Origin of the sequence: Shewanella sp. K8 (assembly GCF_028823715.1) — a bacterium.
In the GTDB taxonomy this organism is placed as follows: Bacteria; Pseudomonadota; Gammaproteobacteria; order Enterobacterales; family Shewanellaceae; genus Shewanella; species Shewanella algae.
The window spans coordinates 36,831-60,936 of record NZ_JAPEHY010000026.1 but is presented as its reverse complement, the minus strand read 5'-3'; the positions used below and the strand labels follow the sequence as shown (position 1 = coordinate 60,936).

Below are 24,106 nucleotides of genomic sequence, written 5' to 3'. Positions count from 1 at the left end.
TGCTCAAGTTTTGACTTAAATAGCACAACAATTATCCGACACCAGCCAAAAAATTGACTTGGATAATACCGTATTTCATGCTATTCCTATCCTTTGATTGAAAACCACACAACAATTATATTGCAATTATTCCTTGGCGGATAACATGTTTAGGGATGAAACTCTCCATCAGCATTCGGCTCAGGAAGTCTCGAGTTTAGAAAAAAGGGTTGCCAGACTCAGACGACTGGCGGCCAAATACAAAAGAGCCGAAGCCACTCAGAACGCGCTGCTGGAGATCTCCAATATTGCCAATAAGGCAACCTCAATGGAGAGCTTCTACCAAGGCATGCACTTGCACCTTCAGCAACTGATCCCTGCCGACAACTTTTATATCTCCCTGCTCGATGCCCAGAGGCAACATCTGGAACTGCCGTTTTTCTCCGATGAAAAAGACTCCCACCCTTCTGAGCTCTATCCGGAACAGGAGCTATCTGAAATTCTGATGCAGGGTCTCACCGGTTATGTGCTGCGAACGGCCAAGCCCCTGTTGTGTGATGAGCGCAAAGCTGAAGAGCTGGCCGCCGCCGGGGAAATCATGTCCCTCGGCTCTCCCTGTCATCAGTGGCTCGGCGTGCCGATAATGCAAAATGACAGAGCAATCGGTGTCTTGGTGGTACAGAGCTACAATCCTGCCAGTTCCTACGGCGAGATGGAGTTGGAGCTGATGGCCTTCATCAGCCACCACATAGCCGGGGCCATGGAGCGATTACGGCATCATGAACAACTGGAACAAGCCATCACCCAGAGAACCCAGGAGCTGAGCCAGGCCTACGATAAGCTGAAACAGGAAGTCTATGAGAGGCGCCGCGCCGAGAGACTGCAAAAGTCTCTGTTTGAAATCGCCGAACTCTCCTCCTCCAACCTGGATGACAGCGAGTTTTATACCGAGCTGCACCGGGTCCTCAGTCATCTGTTGCCCGCCAATAACTGTTACATAGCCCTGCTGGACGACACGGCAACTGAGCTGCACTTTCCCTTCTATGTTTCCCAGCTAAGTGACCAGCCACCCAAATGCCGTCCCTTAATGGACGGACTGGTGGAATACCTGCTCAGATTGAAACGTCCCGTATTACTGGATCAGAGTGATATCCAATCTTTGGTGTGCGCCAAAGAGATATACAGCAAGGCTCCTGAGCTCAATCACACCCAGAGCATGCACCAGTGGATTGGTGTGCCACTGTTTATTCAGGACAGAATTGCCGGCGCCCTGACTATCTATAGCTTCAGCATGCACCAGAACTATCAGTTCAAGGATCTTGAGCTGCTGACCTTTGTGTCGCAGCATATAGCTACGGCCATAGAGCGTAAGCTGGCCACCGAGGCACTGAAACGCAGCAACGAAGAGTTGGAAGAAAAGATCCTGGAGCGCACCCGCGAGCTGGCCACCACCAACCAAGAGTTACAAAAAGAGATCTCCCAGCGCCGAAAGGCAGAGCAACAACTGCTGCATGATGCCAAACACGACGCCCTGACCGGCTTGCCCAATCGGCTGATGTTTATGGAGCGTTTGAGCCAGGCCGTTAAGCATAATCGCCGACACATGCAGGACAAGTTCGCTCTGCTGTTCGTCGATCTCGACCGTTTCAAGCTGATTAACGACACCCTGGGACACCTGGAAGGCGACAAGTTTCTGGTTGAGACAGCCATCCGCCTCAAGTTTTGTATTCGCGACAACGACACCCTCGCTCGTCTCGGTGGCGATGAGTTTGTGATTTTGCTGGACGGGTTACGCACGGCCGACGATGCCAAGGAAGTCGCCGAGCGGATCCTCAAAGAGCTATCGCGCCCCTACGAGTTGGCCGATAAACAGTTCAACTCAGGCGCCAGTATCGGTATAGCCGTCAGTGGTCCTCACAGAGATGACACCAGCGAGTCCATTCTGCGGGATGCCGACACCGCCATGTATATGGCCAAGACCCGAGGCAAGGGTTGCTATGTGGTATTCGATGAGAAATCGCATCAGCAACTGATGCAGGATGTGAGCCTGGAAAATGAACTGAGAAACGCCCTGGATACCCAGCAAATTCGGCTCAGTTACTTCCCGGTGCAGGATCTTAAGACCGGGCAGCTACAGGCACTGGATGTACGCCTGTATTGGCCTCATCCACAACACGGCAAAATCAAACAGCAACAACTCGCCAATTTGGCAGAGCAAGCCAACTTACAGCTGGAACTGGACAGGTATGCGATAGAGGCGCTGAACAGCGAACTTCCCAAGCTGCAACTGGCCGCAGGTACCAAGTTGCATCTGGCCATCTGTAGCCAGCACCTCAAACATAAACACGCGCTGCGCAGTCTGAAAAACTGCCTGAGAAACTGCCGCTTCCCGCTTAACGACCTCTGCTTGTTTTTCAACGAGCAATCCTTGTCACGGGATCTGGAAAACCATATCAACGGCTTTGAAGTGCTCAAACGCTTGCAGGTCACTCTGGGGATCACAGGCTACGGCAGTGGTTACAGCCCCTTGATCAGCCTATCCTTCCTGCCTGTCAATGTGCTGAGACTGGATGCCTGCCTGGTGTCACATCTGCAAAGCCCCCACCACAGACGCTTGCTCAAAGCGATACGCTTGAGTGCCGGCGCGCTGGAGCTTGAATTGGTATTGGATGGCGTCAATACCCAAGAGCAGAAACAGCAACTGGCGCAAATGGGCTTTAACTCAGGCCAGGGACAAGCCTTGGGGAGTCGCTTGAGCGCCGCTGACAGCAACAACACCGAGGTCATAGATACGGCAACCCAGGTTTGCGCCTGAGTCGGGTCTTGAAGCCAAGGCTTACTTCTTGAACATATCCCGCAGGTTGGCAATATTGGCCTTGCCGGTTTCCATCCGTTGCTGCTCACTCTGCTGCGGCTTGCGGTTTTCCCAGATAAGGTCGTCCTGAGGCAGTTCCATCAAAAAGCGGCTGGGTTCGCAACGCATGGTTTCGCCGAATTGGCGCCGCTCACGGCAAAGCATAAACCACAGCTCTTTCTGGGCCCGGGTGATGCCAACATAAGCCAGACGCCGCTCTTCATCGACATTGTCTTCATCTATGCTGGTTTGATGCGGCAGAATCCGCTCTTCCACTCCCACCATAAACACATAGGGAAACTCCAGCCCCTTGGAGGCGTGCAGTGTCATCAACTGCACCTGATCGCCGCCCTCATCCTCATTGTTTCTTTCCATCATGTCCCTGAGCGTCAGCCTATTGACCACTTCGGGTAGGCTCATGGGCTCATCCAGATCGTCACCGGCCAGCATCTCTGTCACCCAGCGATACAGCTCGGAGATATTTTTCATCCGCATCTCGGCCGCCTTGGCGCTGGCACTGGTTTCGTAGAGATAGTCTTCATAGTTGATTTTGCGGATCAACTGCTTGATGGCATCAACCCCTTCACCACGCTGAGCGATTTCACCGGTATCGACAATGAAACGACCAAACTCATACAGTGAGCCCATAGCCGCCGATGGCAGATGATGGTTCAATTCAGCGTCGAAAATCGCCTCAAACATGGAGATATGCTTCTGATTGGCAAAATTCCCCAGTTTTTCCAAAGTTGCCGGACCAATTCCGCGTTTAGGGAGGTTGACGATACGCAGGAAGGCATTGTCGTCATCCGGGTTCACCACCAAGCGCAGATAGGCCATGATGTCCTTTATTTCGGCTCTGGCAAAGAATGAGGTACCACCACTGAGCTTGTAGGGAATACGGTTGGTCATCAGCGCCCGCTCCAACAAACGGGATTGGTGATTTCCCCGATAGAGAATGGCGTACTCGCCATAACTGGTCTTGCCCATAAACTTGTGGCGAATAATTTCGGCCACCACCCGTTCCGCTTCCTGCTCTTCGTTGGAGGCAAACAGTACCCGCAGCGGCTCGCCATAGGCCAACTCACTGAACAGCGACTTATCATACACATGGGGATTGTTGGCGATCAGAATATTGGCCGCCCGCAATATTCGCTGACTGGAGCGATAGTTTTGTTCCAGCTTAATGAGCTTGAGCTCGGGAAAGTCTTTGCCCAGCAGCACCAGGTTTTGTGGCTTGGCACCGCGCCAGGAGTAGATGGACTGGTCATCATCGCCCACCACAGTAAAACGTGCCCGCTCTCCCACCAGTAATTTAACCAGTTCATACTGGCTGGTGTTGGTATCCTGATATTCATCTACCAACAGGTAACGGATCCTCGCCTGCCAACGGACTCTGACATCGGCGTTATGCCGCAGCAACAGGGTCGGCAGCAGGATAAGGTCGTCAAAATCCAGCGCATTGTATGCCTTCATATGCTGGGCGTAACGCTGATAAAGGAGCGCGAACAGTTGTTCCTGTTCACCCTTGGCTATCTTGCGGGCATGATCCGGGATCACCAAGCCCCCCTTCCAATTGGAGATCATGGTCGCCAGCGCCCGCAGCAGATCTTTGTCCTCCTGTAGCTCGTCCTGGGTCAGCTCTTTAAGCAGAGCCAAGGTGTCCTGATCGTCAAACAGAGAGAACCCGGCCTTTAGGCCCAAAGTCTTGTGTTCACGCTTGATGATTTCCAACCCCAGGGTATGGAAGGTAGAGATCCACAACCCCCTTGCTTCTTTACGGCCCATGGATTGAGCCACCCGCTCTTTCATCTCCCGTGCTGCCTTGTTGGTAAAAGTCACAGCGGCGATATGCTTGGCCTGATAACCACACTTCTGCACCAAATGGGCTATCTTGTTGATGATAACCCGTGTTTTGCCACTGCCGGCTCCAGCCAATACCAGGCAGGGACCGGAAACATAATGGACGGCTTCATTCTGGGCAGGATTGAGCTTCATGGGTTATCGATATCTCACACAAGGAAGGTTTAGAGGCTGAGATCATACCAGAATCAGTGCCGGAGGCAGCCCCAAAATCCCCTTAGGGAAGTGCTTCTTGCAAAGGACTAGGGCCATTTGCTGCGAACCACGCCTTGCATCCGGCCTGTAAGCCGACGCAGAGCACACATGGGACTTGTTCGCACCTTCCTTAGGTTAACCTTGGGTTCAGTACGGCCTATAAGTTACAATCAGTTAAAACCTTGCCAGTGGATTAAAGAGATGATCAACCCCAAGAAAATTGAAGAAATGGCCAAACAGCTGAGCGAAAACCTGCCTTCAGGGCTGAAGCAATTTGCCGGCGAGTTTGAAGAGCGCAGCAAGCAAGTACTGCAACACCAGTTGCTGAAACTGGATCTGGTCTCCCGGGAAGAGTTTGAAGTGCAGCAGCATGTATTGCTCAAGACCCGCGAAAAGCTGGAAGCCCTGCAAGCCAGAGTCGAGGCACTGGAAGCCAAGGCTGAACAGGCAGAGTAATACCTCTCACCCCAAAATGGATAAGGCCGCTCATGAGCGGCCTTATGTTTCAACACGGCTAAATTAGAGCATATGCCGATAGCCCAGAGTAAAGGCGATATCCGTGCTGTTATCCATGTTGAGGAAGTTTTCAATCACAGTGAACTCTATGGCGCTGCGATCCAGATAATAACGGTAGCCCAGCAAGGCTTCATTTGAGGCTTCAGAGAAGTCGTCATCCGACTCGGCCATTCCCTCGTATCTGTGGTACTCCAGCATCCAGCCATGACGCCCGACACGGTATTCATAGCCCAGGCCGACCATCAAAGCGTTGGACTTATAGGGTACATCCGACAACACCTCTTCGTCCTGACGAAAGCTCAGACCAAGTGTTGAATGGAAGTTGTGCCGTCCGTTGCGATAGCTGTAATTAAGCTGCAACGCCTGTTCAAAGTTCTCATTGGCAAAAGGCCCCGAGCCCACATAGTTGTAATACAGGCTGCCCCCCACAGACAGGCCGTGGTGCTCATTTTGCAGCAGTTGATACCCCAGATAGACGTTGAAGGCGTTATTCATCGTCTTGCCGCCAAAATCACTGAGATCGATACCGTGTTGCTTGGAGTAAATCTGATTCTGGTTTCGCGGCTGATGCTCACGACCGTTCTGATCGAAACCGAAGGAATCGTGGAACCACATGGTCAGCGAATCCAAGTGGTTATTGCCACTGAAACGCCAAGTGTAATTGGCGTCCAGCATCCAACGGTCATCGATTTGCCACTTGAGACCACCAGTTAAGGAGTTGTGATAGTAATCGGCCAGATAATCGTCCGTCTCGGCCCACACACTGGCGATGTTACCGGTCAGATACCATTCTTTTTGTCCCTCAGCCATGGAAAAGCCCGAGCGCAACATGGGGGCCAGGCTACTGGATTGCAGGGGAGACTGGGCATAGACCCGCAGCGGCCCATAGTCATCAAAATCGGCCAGTTCAGCATGCAGGGGCAAACTGAAAAAAAACGGCAACCAACAGATTTTGGAAAAGTTCTTCATAGGTATCTTCACAGCAGATTGTATAGGCGGTTATTTTAAATGACTGCAGCATTGATTCACACTCATTATAGATGATTCAATCACGACCACATTGTCATAATAAATGTGACAGTAACAGCAGAATCCCTTGAGCATAACATCCAAGAAGCCAAATCAGACCGGGGCAAAAAGGGCCGTGCCATAATTTCGCCATTATTGATCAGTGACTTGTCATGATATGTCAGGTCAAATCTGTTCTAATACTGCCACTATAGGTTAAAGGAACATACCTCATGTTTGAAATTATCGTCCTGGTGGTAGCGCTGGCCTTTCTTGGTGCCATGGGTTTCGGGGCTTATCTGCTGCTGAAAAGCGTGATGAAGAAACAAAACGGCCAAGCGGCGCTGCCTCAATTCAAATCCAAATTAACGCTCAAACTCTTTGCTGTGGCCATGGTGGGCCTGTTGTCATTGATACCGCTTGGGATGATCCAGGATCTCAGCCAGGACAGAGAAAGCCTCTATCGCCAAGTGGTGCGCGAGATAGGCCACACCTGGGGCGATTCCCAAACCTTGGCCGGTCCGGTTTTGGTACTGCCGTTTCGCTATGAAGTGATCTCCGACAGCAATATCGACGGCAAACAGCACCGCAGTCGCCAGGTTTACAGCGATGAACTCTTGATCCTGCCCAAAGGCATGACACTGGATGCCGGTCTGCAGCACGAATTCCGCCATCGCGGTATCTATCAGTCACTCGTATATCTGGGACAAGTCAAGGGTCAGGCCAACTTCGAACTGCCCAAGGTCAATATCCCAGGCTTACTCGGCTTTGATTATAACCAGGCCCGGCTGGTGTTCGGCGTTTCAGCCAACCAGGCTATTGAGACTGTCAGCCGTTTTAATCTGGCTGGAGAGCAGGGCATGCCCAGCTTGATGTCAGGTACAGGCCTGGATAACACAGGCGGCCTTGGCCGCGGCTTTCATCGCACCATAGCGCTGGATCCGAGCCAAGGTGAATATCAACTGACCTTCCAGCTCAGCCTCAGGGGTTCTGAAGGCTTGGAGGTACTACCGCTGGCGGAACTGAGCCAGATAGATATCCATGCCGATTGGCCGCATCCCAGCTTCCAGGGTTACCTGCCCGCCAGCCGTAATCTCAGCACTGAAGGTTTTGATGCCAACTGGCAGATAAGCCATCTGAGTCGTAACTTCCCTCAGGTATTCCGCGCCAGTGATGGCCGGGATCTTACCGAGATCAGTGCCAGTGTTACCCTGTTCGAACCCGTGACTCACTACGGCAAGATAGAAAGGTCACTCAAGTACGGCATACTCTTTATCTTACTGACCTACATACTGCTGCTGATCTTCGAGCTGGGCAACAAGTCACGCCTCAGCGCAGTACAGTATCTGATGGTGGGTGGCGCCATGTGCCTCTTCTATCTATTGCTGCTGTCGCTGTCAGAACACCTGCTGTTTTTAACCGCTTATCTGGTGGCCGCGGCGGTTCCCCTGCTCAGCATTCCACTTTATGTCGCCAGTGCCAGTGGCAGTCGACGCCAAGGAGCTATAGTTGCGGCCATGCTGGCGAGTCTCTACGGCGTACTCTACTCCATACTCCAGTTGGAAGATTACGCCCTCTTGATGGGAACCGGACTGTTGGTACTGATCATGCTGGTGCTAATGTACCTCACCCGTCACCAACAAATTGAAGAGTAGTATTTACTGCCAACCAACGGCTGCCACACTTGGGCAGCCGTTTTTTTACAAGTGTGCTGACAAACTGCCGCCCAAAGGGCCTACTTCGACGGAGGACGCCATTAATGCTTGCCGCGTTCCTCCCCTCTGGCACAATGGCGGTTTATCCGTTCCGATAAGGGTGTATTAATGAAATATGCAGCCGTCCCTTTGACCTCTCTGGCCATTTGTTGGCTGTTTCTGCTCAGCTTGCCGCTGGCGCTGTTTTCCCTGTCAGAGCCGCTCTTCCCTTGGCTCAATCTCGATAGCGCCGCCGCTCAGTTTTGGTACTGGTTAACCGTGTCCGGTTCGGCGCCCTGGGGCGTAAGCACCGTGTTGTTGGTGTTTGCCATCAGCTTTTTTATCCTGCCAAGGGGCAGCTGGCTGAAGATGATGTTCTGCACTTCGCTGGGCTTGGTGCTGTGTTTGCTGCTCAATGAACAGCTCAAGCTGGTATTTGCAGAATCCCGGCCCTATATCGAATGGCTGTCCCACCAGCAGCATCTGGATATCAAGGAGTTCTACAGCATAGACAAGTACGCCCGCAGGGAACTGCTGGCACAGGTTCTTCCCGGGGTATCACCGCTGGATATGCCCATCTCGGCACAGATCCAGCGCCACTGGCAGATAGAAACTGGGTTTTCCTTTCCCTCCGGCCACACCATTTTTGCCGTGACCCTGACTATGTGCAGCAGTTTCTTTCTGCTGAGGCACAACAATCTCTGGCTTCCGGCGCTGCTTATCTGCTGGGCGCTGTTGATGGGGCTGAGCCGTATGTTGCTGGGGATGCATTGGAGTGTCGATGTATTGACCTCGACCCTGCTGGGAGGAATATTGTCGGCCCTGGCTATCTATGTCGGCAGCCACAGCTATCGCCGCCTGGAACCTTGGTTCACAGGGGCTGTGAGTAAAGGCTGAAACGAAAACGCCCCGTCATTGAACGGGGCGTTTATCTATAGGATCAGTTGAGCACTTCGGCCAGGGCCCGCAGGCACAGGGCAACATTTTCCCGTCTGGCACCGTAACCCATCAGGCCGATACGCCAAGCCTTTCCGGCCAAGGCGCCGAGGCCGGCACCTATCTCCAGATTATAGTTATCCAACAGCTGCTTTCTCACGGCGCCATCATCGACACCTTGCGGGATATAAACCGCGTTGAGTTGCGGCAAGCGGCTCTGCTCGGCCACCACAAATTCGAGCCCCATGGACTCAAGCCCCTGACGCAGCAAAAGGTGCATATCCCGGTGACGTTGCCAGGCATTTTCCAGCCCCTCTTCGGCCAGTAACCGCAGCGCTTCGTGCAGTGAGTACAAGGCATTAACAGGCGCCGTGTGGTGATAACTGCGCTTGCCATCACCGCTCCAATAACCCATCACCAGGGACTGGTCCAGGAACCAGCTCTGCACCGGGCTCTTGCGCGCCTTGAGTTTGGCCACAGCGGCCGGTGAGAAGGACACGGGAGACAACCCAGGCACACAGGAGAGGCACTTCTGACTGCCGGAATAGATGGCATCTATGCCCCAATCATCGACTCTGAGCTCGACGCCACCGAGGGAAGTTACGGCATCGACAATCGACAGACAGCCGTGCTCACGCGCCAGGGCGCACAGCGTTTTGGCGTCGGAAAGCGCGCCGGTGGAGGTTTCGGCGTGCACAAAGGCCAGGAAGGCGGCATCGGGATGCGCCTTCAGCGCGGCTTCCACCACTTCTGGGTCAACCGCTGTGCCCCATTCGAAATCCAGCATCACCGCCTCGGCGCCAATCCGCTCGACGTTCTGGCGCATTCTGTCGCCAAACACCCCGTTACGGCAGACAATCACCTTTTCGCCCGGCTCCACCAGGTTGACGAAGCAGGTCTCCATACCGGCGCTGCCCGGGGCAGATACCGCTATAGTCATCTCGTTACGGGTTTGAAACGCATATTGAATAAGGCTCTTGAGCTCATCCATCATGGCCACAAACAGAGGATCCAGATGCCCGACCGTCGGCCGCGACTGCGCCGCCAATACCTGAGGATAGACATCCGAAGGGCCGGGGCCCATCAGGATCCGGCGGGGAGGGTTGAAAGCGCTAACCGAGGGTGCAGCAAACATCTTGGCTCTCCTTACAAGAGGTTTCAGGGTACGGATTAGAATAATAACTCAAGACCATAGCATAAAACTGGCCGCCGGACTGCCCCTGCTTTTGGCGAAGACAGTCGACCTGTTCCCTTTCAGGATCTCACTGGCCTGGACGCGCCAGAAACAGCCGGTAGGCGGGGTTATCCGTCTCGTCCTGACAGACAAACCCCAACTCATCCAGAAACTGGCCAAAGGCGGCTTCATCGGCCTTGGGCACTTCAAAGCCGGCCAGCACCCGCCCAAAGGCGGCGCCATGGTTGCGATAATGAAACAAACTAATGTTCCACTTGCTCTTCAACGTCGTGAGAAACTGCAGCAAGGCTCCGGGATGCTCCGGGAATTCAAAGCTGAGCAGTTTTTCTTCCAAAGGCTCGGGTGGCAAGCCGCCCACCATATAACGCACATGCAGTTTGGCCGCCTCATCGGCAGAAAGATCCTGCACCGCAAAACCGGCACTCTCCAGAGATGAGATAATCGCCTGCAGCTCGCTGATACCTTCGCTAAGACGGATCCCGGCAAAGACCACGGCGCGATCGCGCCCGCTGAAACGGTAGTTGAACTCAGTCATCACCCGCCGCTCCAGCAGCTCACAAAAATGCAGGAAAGAGCCCGGCCTTTCCGGAATGGTCACTGCCAGCACCGCCTCTTTGTGCTCGCCCAGCTCGCAGCGCTCAGACACATATCTCAGGCTGTGAAAATTGACATTGGCTCCGCTGAGAATCGCCGCCAATTTCTCGCCCTTGCCCTTGTCACCGACATACTTTTTCAGCCCGGCTAGCGACAAAGCACCGGCAGGTTCGGCAATGGCGCGGGTATCTTCGAAGATATCCTTGACCGCGGCGCAAATTTCATCCGAGCTGACGGTCACCACCTCATCGACATATTCCCGCGCCAATCGAAAAGGCTCCTGACCTATACGCTTAACCGCCACCCCATCGGCAAACAAACCCACCTGCTCCAGCGTCACCGGCTCATCCGCTTCCAGCGCCGCCTTGAGACAGGCGGCATCTTCCGGCTCGACGCCGATGATCTTCACCTCTGGCATCACTGCTTTATAGTAGGCGGCAATGCCGGCAATTAAGCCACCGCCACCCACTGGCACAAACACCACTTCAAGATCTCTTTGCTGCTGCAGCATCTCCTGGGCAACCGTGCCCTGCCCGGCGATCACCGCCTCATCATCGAAGGGGGGAATAAACACCCGCCCCTCATCCTGGGCCAACGCCATGGCATACTGATTGGCCTGATCGAACGACTGCCCATGAAGCACCACATTGCCGCCGAGGCGGCGCACCGCATCTATCTTGATGTCCGGGGTGGTGGTAGGCATCACTATCACGGCGTCGACCCCGCGACTCGAAGCCGACATGGCAACACCCTGGGCGTGATTACCGGCCGAGGCACATACCACTCCGTTTTCGCACTCAGCGGGGCTCAAGGCGGCGATACGATTATAGGCGCCACGGAGCTTGAACGAGTGTACCGGTTGCATATCCTCGCGCTTGAGAAACACCTGGCAGCCCAAACGGGCCGACAGCTTGTTCAGACTCGACAGCGGGGTAACCCGCGCCACATCATAGACATGGGACAAGAGGATCTTCTGTAGATAATAGTTGGCCAGCGACAGCTGACTCTTGGATGCCAGCGCCAACATACTAGCCCTCCAACTTAGTGCGATCGCGCACGGCGCCCTTGTCGGCACTGGTGGCCAACATGGCATAAGCCTTGAGCGCCAACGACACAGGGCGCACCCGTGCCAACGGCTTCCAGGCCAAAGGCCCCTTGGCCTGCATCACCTCACGGCGCTGGGCGAGCTCAGCATCGCTCAGCTTAAGCGTGATGCTGCGGGCCGGGATATCGATTTCAATGGCATCGCCATTTTCAATCAAGGCGATAGTGCCCCCTGAGGCGGCTTCCGGTGACACATGGCCTATGGACAGCCCGGACGTACCGCCGGAGAAGCGGCCATCTGTGATTAAGGCGCAGGCCTTGCCCAAACCGCGGGACTTGAGGTAACTGGTGGGATAAAGCATCTCCTGCATGCCAGGGCCACCTTTAGGGCCTTCGTAGCGAATAACTACCACATCCCCGGCGACCACTTCACCACCGAGGATCCCGGCAACGGCCTCATCCTGGCTCTCATATACCCTGGCCACGCCCTTGAACTTCAGGTTGGATTCATCCACCCCGGCGGTTTTCACTATGCAGCCATGCTCGGCCAGATTACCGGACAGTACCGCCAAGCCCCCTTCCTGACTGAAGGCAAACTCGCGGCTGCGGATACAACCTTCGCGGCGATCTGTATCCAGCGATGGCCAGCGGCAATCCTGGCTGAAGGCCTGGGTAGTAGGGATCCCCGCGGGGCCGGCACGGAAGAAGTCTTTTACCTTCGCAGACTCGGTGCGCATCACATCATAATTGGCCAGCACAGACTCAAGCGAGCCATCATCGGAAGCCACATGGTTAACATCCGTATGCAGTAAACCGGCGCGTTCCAGCTCACCCAAGATCCCCATTACGCCCCCGGCTCTGTGGACATCTTCCATATGGTATTTAGGGGTCGAAGGTGCCACCTTGCAAAGGTGCGGCACCTTGCGGCTGAGACGGTCGATATCCGTCATGGTGAAATCCACTTCGGCTTCCTGAGCCGCCGCCAACAGGTGCAGCACAGTGTTGGAAGAACCGCCCATGGCGATATCCAAGGTCATGGCATTCTCGAACGCCTTGAAGTTGGCGATATTGCGCGGCAATACCGAGGCATCATCATCCGAGTAGTAACGCTTGGCCAGCGCCATCACTCTTCTGCCCGCCTCCAGAAACAGTTCGCGTCGATCACTGTGGGTCGCCAACATGGAGCCGTTGCCCGGCAGCGACAGCCCCAACGCCTCGGTCAGGCAGTTCATCGAGTTGGCAGTAAACATGCCGGAGCAGCTGCCACAGGTTGGGCAGGCGCTGCGTTCGATTTTCTCGCTGTCGGCATCGGATACCCTGTCATCGGCCGCCGCCACCATGGCATCCACCAGATCCAGCTTGATAAGCTTATCGGACAGTTTGGTCTTGCCCGCTTCCATAGGCCCGCCGGAGACAAATACCACGGGGATATTGAGCCGCAGCGCCGCCATCAACATGCCGGGGGTGATCTTGTCGCAGTTGGAGATACACACCAGAGCATCGGCGCAGTGGGCATTGACCATATATTCGACGCTGTCGGCAATCAGTTCACGGGAAGGCAGGGAATAGAGCATGCCGCCGTGACCCATGGCGATGCCGTCATCGACCGCTATGGTGTTGAACTCTTTGGCGATGCCCCCGGCCTCTTCGATGGCCGATGCCACCAGAGAGCCCATGTCTTTCAGGTGTACATGGCCTGGGACAAACTGAGTGAAGGAATTGGCAATGGCGATAATGGGCTTACCGAAGTCGCCTTCCTTGACCCCTGTGGCACGCCAAAGGGCTCGGGCTCCGGCCATGTTGCGGCCTTCGGTACTGGTTGCTGATCTGAGTTTGGGCATTGCTCAATTCCTTACGCTTATTCTGATGATTCTTGGTTAGCCGTTGACGGTACGGGAGAGGCAGCTCGCGGGCCGCACAGTGCAGCGGGCCACGTCTACCAGCTTAGTCAACTGACGACTCAGCAGCTCTATGGCTCTGTCACTGTCGACCGCCATTGCCAGCAGCAGGCGCTGATCCTCGGCCAGTGTCATATGCATATCGCGGACGGTAAAGCCGCGGTGACGGGTTACCCGCAATACACGTTCCAGTACTTCGGGGCGTTGTTCCAGGGTCAATTCCAGATTATGGATCATGATCGCTTCTCCGTTTGTTCCATCATTTCACAGTTGGAGGCGCCGGGGGGAACCAGCGGCCAGACATTAAAGGCATCGTCTATGGCGACGTGCAGCAGGAAGGGGCCTTTGGCACCGAGCATCTCATCCAGTGCCTGCTCAACCTCATCGGCCGAGTAGATGGTGCGTCCGGGGATATCGAAGGAGGACGCCAGGGTAACAAAGTCGGGGTTATCGGACAGGTCGGTTTCGCTGTATCTCTCTTCAAAAAACAGCTGTTGCCACTGCTTCACCATGCCCAACTTCTGGTTATCTATCAAAAGTATCTTCACCGGCAGTTTACGACGCTTGATGGTGGTCAGCTCCTGCACATTCATCATGAAAGAGCCGTCGCCGGAAACCGTGACCACAGTGGCATCCGGCCGGGCCATCTGCGCGCCTATGGCCGCCGGCAAGCCAAAGCCCATGGTGCCAAGCCCGGCACTGGAAAGATGATCTTCCGGGCGGCGAAAATGCATATGCTGGGCAACCCACATCTGGTGCTGGCCGACATCACAGCTCACCACAGAGTCGCTCGGCAGCTTGTTGGCCAGACGGCGCAACATGGCCGGCGCATAGATGAGTGAGCCTGGATGGGCGTAATCCCACTGGTGCAGCGCCCGCAGGTGCTCGACTTCAGCCTGCCAGGGCGCTATTTGCAGCGCTTGCGGCGCCAGTTGCGTCAATATGCTTCTTAAGTCCCCATCCATGGCCACATCCGGCTGGCGCAGTTTGCCAAGTTCGGCGGCATCGATATCCAGGTGGATCACCTTGGCCTTGCTGGCAAAGCTCTCCAGCCTACCCGTGACCCTGTCATCGAAACGGGCACCGACCACCAGCAGCAGATCGCACTGCTGCACCGCCAGATTGGCGGCCTTGTTGCCGTGCATCCCCAGCATCCCCAGGTAACCTTGAGTGCCATGGGCTATGGCGCCCAGCCCCTTAAGCGTTGCCACCGAAGGAATACCGCTACGCTGAATAAAGGCCCGCAGCGGCTCCACTGCGCCCGCCATACCGACGCCGCCGCCGACGTACAACATGGGTTGGCGCGCGGCCGCCAGCAAGGCGTTGGCTTCCGCCAAAGCCGCCTGGTCCAGCTCCGGCTCATCGGGCACCGCCTGCAGCGGCGCCTTGTATTCCACTAGGGCAAGCTGGATGTCTTTGGGGATATCCACCAGCACAGGACCGGAACGGCCGGAGGCGGCGATTTCGAAGGCGCGGTACAAGGTAGCAACCAGTTCATCGGCGCAGGTCACCATAAAACTGTGTTTGGTACATGACAGGCTCATGCCCAGCACGTCCATCTCCTGAAAGGCATCTGTGCCTATCACGGAGGTGGAAACCTGGCCCGTGATGGCCACCAGCGGCACTGAGTCCAACAGCGCATCGGCCAAGGCGGTGATCAGATTGGTAGCCCCCGGACCCGAGGTGGCCAGGCAGACGCCCGTCTTGCCGCTTGAGCGGGCATAACCGACGGCGGCGAAGGCGGCGCCCTGTTCATGACGGGAGAGCAGATGTTCGACCTGGCTGTCGTAGAGAGCATCGTAGATAGGCATGATGGCGCCGCCGGGATAACCAAAAACCGTGTTCACCCCATGGGCGGCCAATACCTTGATAACTGCTTCACTGCCGCTGATCTTCTGCCCTTGTTCCATCTTGTTATCTCGCCTATTTTTGCTGCTGTTTAAGTTTTCAATGGCCCTGAAACGACAAACCCCCCGGTCCTTTCGGAGCGGGGGGTTTGTTTGCAATTTCTGACCCTATCTGGTCTGTCGTCGCGCCACGAGCCGCCCCCGCAGTGATGGAATAATCACGACGGTAATAATCACGAGGAGGAGCTTGGCGCTTAAGTTAAACATTTCTCAGACAGTTTCCTGTATTCAATTTATCTGCTTGGCGAGCCCTTTGGCAGCGCACTTATTAACCATTACCATAAAGTGTTTTCAGAACACAACAAAAAAATTCACAACCTGAAAATCTTCCAACTTGGCCTGGCTAGTGCACCCTCGGCAATGGCTCGCCTAAACAGCTTGATTGCCGCCGGCGGCAATCAAGCTAACGCTTACGTCAATCTTGCAGGTTTATCCTTTTCATTTCAGTCATGTAACCGCGAAGTTCGGCACCGACATATTCGACGGCCGTATGGCGAATCGCTTCGTTGACCTCGATCAGACGCAAATTATCAACCCCATTGCCCGAATCCTTGAGACCGGCGCCCAGGACCTCGGGAGAGAGGGCGTTGACATAGTCACGCAGCAGCGGCACGGCGGCATGGTTGAACAAGTAACAACCATATTCGGCGGTATCCGAGATCACTACGTTCATCTCATAGAGGCGTTTACGGGCTATGGTGTTGGCAATCAGCGGCGTCTCATGCAGCGACTCGTAATAGGCCGACTCTTCGATGATCCCGGCATCCACCATGGTATCGAACGCCAGTTCCACCCCGGCCTTGATCATGGCCACCAGGAAGATCCCCTTATCGAAATAGGTCTGCTCATCTATCTGCTCGGCGCAGGTCGGCGCCTTTTCAAAGCCGGTGTTATTGGTCTCTTCACGCCAGCGCAGCAAATTGGCGTCGTCATTGGCCCAGTCGGCCATCATAGTGGCGGAAAACTCGCCGCTGATGATGTCGTCCATATGTTTTTCAAACAGCGGAGTCAGCAACACCTTAAGCTCTTCGGCAATCTCAAACGCCTTGATCTTGGCCGGGTTGGACAGGCGATCCATCATATTGGTGATACCGCCATGCTTGAGCGCCTCTGTGATGGTTTCCCAGCCCTGCTGGATAAGCTTGGCGGCATAACCCGGCTCAACGCCATCGGCCACCATCTTGTCATAACCCAGAATCGCTCCCGTCTGCAGCATGCCGCAGAGAATGGTCTGCTCGCCCATCAGATCCGACTTCACCTCGGCGATAAACGAGGAGTGCAGCACGCCGGCGCGATCGCCGCCGGTAGCACTGGCATAGGCCTTGGCTATCTCCAGGCCGTCGCCATTGGGATCATTCTCAGGATGCACTGCGATCAGTGTCGGTACCCCAAAGCCACGCTTGTATTCCTCACGCACTTCAGTACCGGGGCACTTGGGCGCCACCATGATGACAGTAATGTCCGGGCGCACCTGCATCCCCTCTTCCACTATGTTGAAGCCATGGGAATAGGACAGGGTCGCACCTTGCTTCATCAAGGGCATTACCGCATTGACCACAGGAGTGTGCTGCTTGTCAGGTGTCAGGTTCAGTACCAGATCGGCCCCGGGGATCAGTTCTTCGAAGGTGCCTACCTTGAAACCGTTTTCGGTGGCTCGCTGCCAGGAGGCGCGTTTCTCGGCGATGGCTTCGCTGCGCAGGGCATAGGCGATGTTCAGCCCTGAGTCACGCATGTTCAACCCCTGATTGAGGCCCTGGGCACCACAGCCAAGGATGACAATATTCCAGTCCTTGATATAGTCACAGCCGTTTTCAAACTCGCTGCGCTCCATAAAACGGCACTGGCTCAGCTGTGCCAACTGCTGCCGCAGATTCAGGGTATTGAAGTAATTTGCCATCTTAGCCACCTGTTTAACCGAATTCCTGGGACCAAGCCGAAACGGCTCAGTGATGCAAATCACTATAGCCCATGGTTTAAATTGCTTGAAATGATATATTCGGCATGTCATGTTGCACAAAACGCAATAATAAGAGAGGCAAAACGGCATGGATATTCGGGCGATAAAACTCTATCTGGATCTCTGCGACACCCTGCATTTTTCCCGCACCGCCACCCGGATGCATGTCAGCCCTTCAACCTTAAGCCGCACCTTGCAAAGGCTGGAAGATGAAGTGGGCAGCAAGCTGCTGGAGCGGGACAACCGCAGCGTTACCCTGACCCACGCAGGCGAAGCCTTTCGCCGCTTCGCCAGCCAGACACTGACTCAGTGGCAGGAGCTGCGCCGCGAGCTGGATCCGCAGCAAAAGCTGCTGAGGGGCACATTACAACTCTATTGCTCAGTCACAGCCGCCTACAGCCATCTGCCGGCCCTATTGGATAAGTTTCGCCGCCAGCAGCCCCTGGTCGATATCAAACTCACCACGGGTGATGCCGCCGATGCGGTGCAGGAAATTCAGCAGCAGAGGGCGGATATCGCCATCGCCGCTCTGCCGCAGGACTTTCCGCCGAGTCTGCACTTTGCCCCCATAGGAGAGGTGCCACTGTCGATTATCGCTCCCACCATCAACTGTCAGTTGCAGTCGCTGCTGGCGCAAAATCCTATTCCCTGGGAGCAACTGCCCTTTATCGTGCCCGACCACGGCCCCGGGCGTTTACGGGCCGAGCGCTGGTTCAAGGCGATGGGGATCAAAGCCAATATCTATGCCCAGGTATCGGGCCACGAGGCGATAGTGCCCATGGTGGCTCTGGGCTGCGGTGTCAGCATCACTCCGGATGTAGTGGTAGCCAACAGTCCACTGGGCGAGAGGATAAAAACCCTGGCCTCACCGGCCGAGATAGCCCCCTTTGAACTCGGGTGCTGCTGCAAGGCCAAGCGGCGCCAGGATCCCTTGGTGAATGCATTTCTGGAAGTGATTTAGCTAAGGAAGGTGCGAACAAGTCCCATGCGTGCTCTGCGTCGGCTTACAGGCCTGGATACAAGGCGTGGTTCGCAGCAAATGGCTCTAGTCCTTTGCAAGAAGCACAACACAGCAGGCAGGCTTGTAAGCCACGCCCTTCGGGGCTTGCACAGCAATCGGCTCTCTGCGTTATCCGACTTCGACAGGCCCAGGCATGCCTTCAGTCAGATGCCTTGAATGCCAATTGCTGTGTAAGCCAGAGTGCCGCGAGGACTTATTCGCACCTTCCCTAAGCTCGGCTTGGGAAGTCGGGCGGGCTTTACCGTCTATGACTGAGCCCTCTGCAAAATGCATAACTCAGTCTATGGTCTGTATGCCACGCCCTTTAAGCTTGCCTTAAATATCGAGTGACTCTTCATCCTTGGGCAGTTGATCTTCCTGAGGCAAGAGCCGGGTGACCAGCAGTTGGTCTACCTTGTAGGCATCTATGTCCACCACCTCAAACTTATAACCTGCGTAGTTAACCGAATCGGTGCGCTTGGGGATCTTGCGCAATGTGTACATCATAAAACCGGCGATGGTTTCATAGTTTTGGTTTTGCGGAAACTCCTCAATACCAAAGGCACGCATCACATCGGTTATCGGCGTCACCCCGTCCACCAGCCAGGAATTGGCGTCACGGGGCACTATCTGCTCTTCACTTTCATGCAGCGACCAGGCGCCCATTACCGCACTTTGCAGATCGTCAGTAGTCACTATCCCCACCACCAGGGCGTATTCATTCATCACCACGGCAAAGTCGGCCCTGTGATGACGGAAGTACTCCATGGCTTCCGACAGGCTCAGGGTGTCGGGAATGATCAGGCTGCTGCGCACTAACGAGGTATCTTTCAAATCTATCTTGCGACCGTTGATCACCCGGATCAGCAGCTCCTTGGCGTCTACCACCCCTTTAATATTGTCCAGCTGACCATCACAGACCAAAAACTTGTTGTGCGGATCTTCGGCGATTTTTTTCTTGATAGTGTCTTCGTCATCCTGCAGTAGAAAATACACCAGGCTCTCACGGGCGGTCATCGCAGAGGTAACACTGACAGATTGCATCTCGAACACATTCTCTATCATCTGCTGTTCGCCCTTATCCAACACACCGGCCTCTGCACCGGCATCCATGATGGCGTAGATATCGTCCGGGGTGATCTCATCATTGCGGGCAGTGGGGATCTGCAATAGCTTGAAGATACCGTTGGCCATGCCGTTGAAGATCCACACAAAGGGGCGCAGTAGGGTGATGCATATCAGCATGGGGTTCACCAAGTTAACCGCCACTTTCTCCGGTAAGGCCATGGCGACCCGCTTTGGCATCAGGTCGGCAATCAGAATAAACAGGCTGGTCACCAGCACGAAGGACAACACAAAGCTTAGCTGTCCGACCCAAGCCTGAGGGATCACATGGGCCAAAGCCGCTGCGAAGTAAGGGGTAAAAGCAGACTCACCGACAATCCCCCCCATGATGGCGACGGCATTGAGACCAATCTGCACTACGGTGAAAAAACTGCCCGGAGTGGTTTGCAACGCCAATACTTTTTCGGCGCGCAAGTCTCCCTCCTCGGCCATCTGCCGTAAACGGATTTTACGGGATGCGGCCAGAGCAATTTCGGACATGGAAAAAAAGCAGCTGGTTCCGATCAGGCAAAAGATAATCACCAAATTATCGAATAAACTCATACAACACCTTAGGTTAGTTACAAAGCGCTTCTATGCCGTGCCCTTATCCAGGCCTGAAAATGGAATGACTGGGAGGTCAGAAAGGCGAACTGGTTACCGGTATGGACAATTACATGGCGAATTGAGTGGCTTTGCTATACTCCAAGAAACCCATTGCAGGCCTCTTTTACCGGAATGAAGTTCACATTATATCCGTTTGCGGCATTTTTGACAGTGATGCTTATCTCACCGGTTTCAATGGCTGAAGAAGACTCTAACGGCATTAAGTTAAGGATATGTGTCGAAGAGTCTGAATTTCCCCCCTTCAATTACTTTTCCAGAGTCGATGGTTACAAGACCCACGATAGTGACGGCTATGACATTCAGCTGCTTTATCGGCTGTTTACGCCACCACGCTGGCAGCTGCAAATCATCACCCTTCCCTGGCCAAGGTGCATGCTGGAAGTGGAACAGGGCAAGATAGACGCAGCCATGAGCGCCTCGGCCAATCCCGAGCGACGGCGAAAGTTCCTGCTGTCGCGCTCCTATTACTATCTCACCCCAGGGGTGGTCTTTCTCAAGCGTCGTTTCCCGCAGGGCTTGAGGTTCAACTCACTGACCGAGCTGGCACAGCTTGGCACAGTTTGCGGCATTCGTGGTTTCAATTATCGTAACTTCGGTTGGGACAACTCTCAGCCATTGTCCCTGAGCAAAGATCTGCCGTTGATCCCCGAATTATTGATCCGGGGCCGGTGTGACTTCTTTCTGGCACGACTGGAGATTTTCAGCGGCACCTTGAAACTGATGGATCGCGACCCACAGGTCATAGGGCTGGCAACGCAAGCCATTCCCAACACTCGGCCAGAACCCTTCTATATGCTGGTTTCCAGGCAAAGCCCACACAAGATGGCGCTGCTGGAAGAGTTCAATACCGGTGTAACCCAATTGGAAAAAAGCGGCGAACTGCAGCTGTTACTGCAAACATTCACCGGCCACTGATCCCCGCGTTACTCCGTCAGAAACCAAGTGTTATTCCGCCAGAAACCAAGTGTTGCGTCCCAGATGCTTGGCCTGATAAAGCGCCTTGTCTGCCACTCGAATGACCTCACTCAAATCCTGTTCATCCCGGGGCAGAAGTGCCAGCCCAAGACTTATGGTGACTATGCCTGCGGGCGATGCTGCGTGAGAGATCTGCAACGCCCTGACTCGATTCAACAGGGTTTCAGCCAAATCCTTGGCTTGCCGGCGGTCGACTCCCGGCAAGACCAAAGCAAATTCCTCGCCGCCGACCCTGGCCAACAAGGCTGATTCAGGAAGCGCTTTTTGCATGGTCTGCGCCAGGCGCTGCAGCACACTGTCACCGGCCGGATGACCGAAACTGTCGTTGAAGGCCTTGAAGTGATCCACATCCAGCATGATCAGTGCACCGGCTTCTTCCGAGGCCAGCAGCCGCGCCAGGGATTCGGTAAAGGGGCGGCGATTGGCCAACCCGGTAAGCTCATCGGTTTCCGACAGCTGCTTGAGCTTGTGATTCAGCCCCAACAGCTCCCGCTGCAGCCCCAGCATCTGCAAGTCCCTGCGCTCCCTGACCAAGAGTTCATTGAGCGCAGCGGCAAACTGGGTCAGCATGGCACGGCGGGACTGCGGCCACGGCTGAGGTGATTGACCATTACTCAGCGACAATACCCCCAACAGATCGTGACCATCGGTAATGGCAAACAGTGCCAGGGAACGTAACTGCAACTGCTTGAGCAGACGATATTCCGCATCCGCCTCTGGCCTCAGGGTTTCCACATCTTCCACCACCATCATCTGGCGGGAGTTGAGCTGCTCTGAAAAACGATTCAACTCACTGATATCTATGTAGCGTGAAGCCTGAGGGTCACCCCGGCGGCTCCAGACACTGCGGTAGCAGAGTTGTTGCTCCTTTATCTCCAACAAGGCGACCCGTTCGACGGCAAACAATTCGGCAATCTGACGGCCAACATCGGCCAGGGCCTGATTGACTTCTCCCGGCTGCAACTTCAAAAATTGTAATGACAGATCCGCCAACAACTCATTGGCTCTGGCCTGCCAAGCCAGCTCCTTATGGCTTAGCTCTACCAACTCAGACAACTGCCTTTGCCCCCGGGCCAGATGTCTCTGTTGCCAACGTTTGCGGGCAAAATCGGTTCTAATACGTCGATACATCTGCTCTATGGCGCGGGCGACACTGCCAATTTCATCCTGATTCGCCGCCCCAACCGCATCGGGCAAGGGCACTTTTCGCGGTTGCCCCAAATCTATGCGGTTGACGTATGCGGCCAGCGCCGCCAGCCTTCCTGTAACCAGGCTGCGCACCAGCGTCAGAATCACATAGATCATCAGCAGGGTTTTCAAGCCATTACCCACGACTATCAGAATCATCTGCCGCCACAACTCATAATAGAGTTGGTTGCGGCTGCGCTGAACCTTGAGCTCACCTATCTGTTGCTGACGGTAGATGATTGGAAACAGAAAGGTCTCATTATCCTGGGCCTGATTATTTCCCACCTGCAGGGCAATCCCGTCGGCACTGGACAAAGACGCGCCGGAAACATAGGGCTGCATGCCTATGCCAATCAGTATGTCCCGCAGCAGCTTATGGTCCACATCCCAAATAGCCTGCGCCATGCCGGGCAGATTTGCCTCGACATATTCATGTAACCTGCGATTGCTGCCCTCAACGCCATCCTGATAGTTCCAGAACAGCTGGGCCGCCATGGTCACCAAGGCAAAAAATGAACTGACACCTATGATAACCAGGGTCATCTTGTGACTGATGACGGAGCTTTGTTTCAATGCGTTACTTCCGATGTCTGTTGGTACCAGGCGAGCAGTGCCCGCCAATTTCGTTGCTCGAGCAGATTGAAAGGCTCAGTGCCCGGCACCAGAAGCCTGAACATTGGGGGAACCTTCTCATTCCATGGCCTGGCCTCGCTGTCGTCACGGATGCGCCTGAGCGCCTCTGCCCCCGCCAGCAAATGACCGCCGCCCAAGACACTGATGTGCCCCTGACTACGCCAATCAAGTACCTTGGAGGAAGTGTTGATACTGGCGATGAAAATATCCTCTCCAGGCCTGAGCCCCTTGTCCTCCAATGCCGCAATGGCACCAAAGGCCATATGATCGTTGGCGGTCCAAATCCCTTCCAGCCCGGGGTAACGATTCAGCAACACCTGGGTCTGCGCCCTGGCTCTTTGCTCTTGCCAGTGACCATAGACGAGTTGCAGCGGTTCTATCCCCGCCTGCCGAAAACCGTTTAAAGCCCCTTGAGTCCGCTCGATAGACGCCGGTGTTCCCTTGTCACCTGAGATCAATAATACCTTGCCCTGCCGCCTATTCCCCATTTGCATTAACAGCGCCTGGGCGGTCAGAAAACCTATTCGTTCATTGTCCGGAATCAATGGTGGCAGCAAATGCTGCTGCCAATAAGGCTCCTGCAACAATGAATGACGCGCCTTGGGCTCAATATCATTGAGCAGCAGTAGCGTTTTAAAGGGGAGCCCTTCAAAGGCTGCCAGCATTTTTGCGGCAACATTTTTTTCATTGACCAAAATGACATACCGGGGCAATTGCTCGCGAGCCGCCAACTCTTGTGCCAGGGCTATCATCCTGAAATGATCCCTGTTGGCATGCAGTATTTCCAACTCAATGTTGAGCTCGGCCGCCGCCACCAACATCAGCTTATCTATATCGCCCCAGAAACTCTCCTGAGCAGAGCCTGGATTAATAAAGCTGACCCGTAACGGCTGAGCTTGAGCCAATACCTTGGTCGGGTAGTTTAGAAAAACCGTCAGCAAA

At 54.8% G+C, this 24,106-nt stretch carries 17 protein-coding genes; 6 read left to right on the top strand and 11 right to left on the bottom strand.

Annotated elements, in window-relative coordinates:
- Positions 1-145: 145 nt before the first annotated feature.
- Positions 146-2,794 (top strand): sensor domain-containing phosphodiesterase, encoded by a 2,649-nt coding sequence (locus ON072_RS14530; RefSeq protein WP_274626081.1) that lies wholly within the window; start codon positions 146-148, stop codon positions 2,792-2,794.
- A 21-nt stretch (positions 2,795-2,815) separates the two neighbouring features.
- Here ON072_RS14530 and rep read toward each other — a convergent pair whose 3' ends face one another.
- A complete protein-coding gene (rep, locus tag ON072_RS14525) occupies positions 2,816-4,828 on the bottom strand; it encodes a DNA helicase Rep (protein WP_025010064.1) in 2,013 nt (670 codons plus the stop codon).
- 261 nt (positions 4,829-5,089) lie between these two features.
- Here rep and ubiK point away from each other — a divergent pair, with 261 nt between their 5' ends.
- Positions 5,090-5,344: a ubiquinone biosynthesis accessory factor UbiK gene (gene ubiK / locus ON072_RS14520; protein WP_025010065.1), complete on the top strand. Its 255-nt coding sequence runs from the start codon at positions 5,090-5,092 to the stop codon at positions 5,342-5,344.
- A 63-nt stretch (positions 5,345-5,407) separates the two neighbouring features.
- Here the strand turns inward: ubiK and ON072_RS14515 are convergent, their stop codons facing one another.
- Complete coding sequence (locus ON072_RS14515) at positions 5,408-6,373, bottom strand: DUF3187 family protein (RefSeq protein WP_037436802.1); 966 nt, start codon at positions 6,371-6,373, stop codon at positions 5,408-5,410.
- A gap of 272 nt (positions 6,374-6,645) precedes the next feature.
- On the opposite strand from ON072_RS14515, the gene creD reads away from it, so the two are divergent.
- Both creD and ON072_RS14505 read left to right on the top strand, forming a co-directional pair.
- The gene (gene creD, locus ON072_RS14510) at positions 6,646-8,067 is read left to right on the top strand and encodes a cell envelope integrity protein CreD (protein ID WP_025010066.1); all 1,422 of its coding nucleotides are present in this window, start codon (positions 6,646-6,648) and stop codon (positions 8,065-8,067) included.
- 168 nt (positions 8,068-8,235) lie between these two features.
- Entirely contained in the window at positions 8,236-9,003 is a 768-nt protein-coding gene (locus ON072_RS14505; RefSeq protein ID WP_044735363.1) for a phosphatase PAP2 family protein, read from the top strand.
- A gap of 43 nt (positions 9,004-9,046) precedes the next feature.
- Here ON072_RS14505 and ON072_RS14500 read toward each other — a convergent pair whose 3' ends face one another.
- The 6 genes from ON072_RS14500 to ilvC all read right to left on the bottom strand — a co-directional run bounded on the left by ON072_RS14500 (position 9,047) and on the right by ilvC (position 17,577).
- Positions 9,047-10,177: a pyridoxal-phosphate-dependent aminotransferase family protein gene (locus tag ON072_RS14500; protein WP_045283242.1), complete on the bottom strand. Its 1,131-nt coding sequence runs from the start codon at positions 10,175-10,177 to the stop codon at positions 9,047-9,049.
- Positions 10,178-10,304: 127 nt separating this feature from the next.
- Positions 10,305-11,858 (bottom strand): threonine ammonia-lyase, biosynthetic, encoded by a 1,554-nt coding sequence (gene ilvA, locus ON072_RS14495; RefSeq protein ID WP_144191443.1) that lies wholly within the window; start codon positions 11,856-11,858, stop codon positions 10,305-10,307.
- 1 nt (position 11,859) lies between these two features.
- Positions 11,860-13,716 carry a dihydroxy-acid dehydratase gene (gene ilvD, locus ON072_RS14490; RefSeq protein WP_144380372.1) on the bottom strand — a complete coding sequence of 619 codons (1,857 nt, stop codon included), beginning with the start codon at positions 13,714-13,716 and terminating at the stop codon, positions 11,860-11,862.
- Between the two features lie 36 nt (positions 13,717-13,752).
- On the bottom strand, positions 13,753-14,010 hold the full coding sequence (ilvM, locus tag ON072_RS14485) for an acetolactate synthase 2 small subunit (RefSeq protein ID WP_144380373.1): 258 nt from the start codon (positions 14,008-14,010) through the stop codon (positions 13,753-13,755).
- A complete protein-coding gene (ilvG, locus tag ON072_RS14480) occupies positions 14,007-15,683 on the bottom strand; it encodes an acetolactate synthase 2 catalytic subunit (RefSeq protein WP_261753108.1) in 1,677 nt (558 codons plus the stop codon). Before ilvG ends, ilvM begins: the two co-directional genes overlap by 4 nt.
- A 412-nt stretch (positions 15,684-16,095) precedes the next feature.
- The gene (gene ilvC, locus ON072_RS14475) at positions 16,096-17,577 is read right to left on the bottom strand and encodes a ketol-acid reductoisomerase (RefSeq protein WP_028780109.1); all 1,482 of its coding nucleotides are present in this window, start codon (positions 17,575-17,577) and stop codon (positions 16,096-16,098) included.
- A 148-nt stretch (positions 17,578-17,725) separates the two neighbouring features.
- Here ilvC and ilvY point away from each other — a divergent pair, with 148 nt between their 5' ends.
- Positions 17,726-18,598: an HTH-type transcriptional activator IlvY gene (gene ilvY, locus ON072_RS14470; protein ID WP_123117076.1), complete on the top strand. Its 873-nt coding sequence runs from the start codon at positions 17,726-17,728 to the stop codon at positions 18,596-18,598.
- A 375-nt stretch (positions 18,599-18,973) separates the two neighbouring features.
- Here ilvY and ON072_RS14465 read toward each other — a convergent pair whose 3' ends face one another.
- The gene (locus tag ON072_RS14465; protein WP_025889658.1) at positions 18,974-20,305 is read right to left on the bottom strand and encodes a hemolysin family protein; all 1,332 of its coding nucleotides are present in this window, start codon (positions 20,303-20,305) and stop codon (positions 18,974-18,976) included.
- A gap of 174 nt (positions 20,306-20,479) precedes the next feature.
- On the opposite strand from ON072_RS14465, the gene ON072_RS14460 reads away from it, so the two are divergent.
- Complete coding sequence (locus tag ON072_RS14460) at positions 20,480-21,283, top strand: substrate-binding periplasmic protein (RefSeq protein ID WP_025010073.1); 804 nt, start codon at positions 20,480-20,482, stop codon at positions 21,281-21,283.
- Between the two features lie 30 nt (positions 21,284-21,313).
- Here ON072_RS14460 and ON072_RS14455 read toward each other — a convergent pair whose 3' ends face one another.
- Positions 21,314-23,104: a sensor domain-containing diguanylate cyclase gene (locus ON072_RS14455; protein WP_051472727.1), complete on the bottom strand. Its 1,791-nt coding sequence runs from the start codon at positions 23,102-23,104 to the stop codon at positions 21,314-21,316.
- On the bottom strand, positions 23,101-24,069 hold the full coding sequence (locus ON072_RS14450) for an ABC transporter substrate-binding protein (RefSeq protein ID WP_186295232.1): 969 nt from the start codon (positions 24,067-24,069) through the stop codon (positions 23,101-23,103). The genes ON072_RS14455 and ON072_RS14450 overlap by 4 nt, the downstream gene beginning before the upstream one ends.
- Positions 24,070-24,106: the final 37 nt, after the last annotated feature.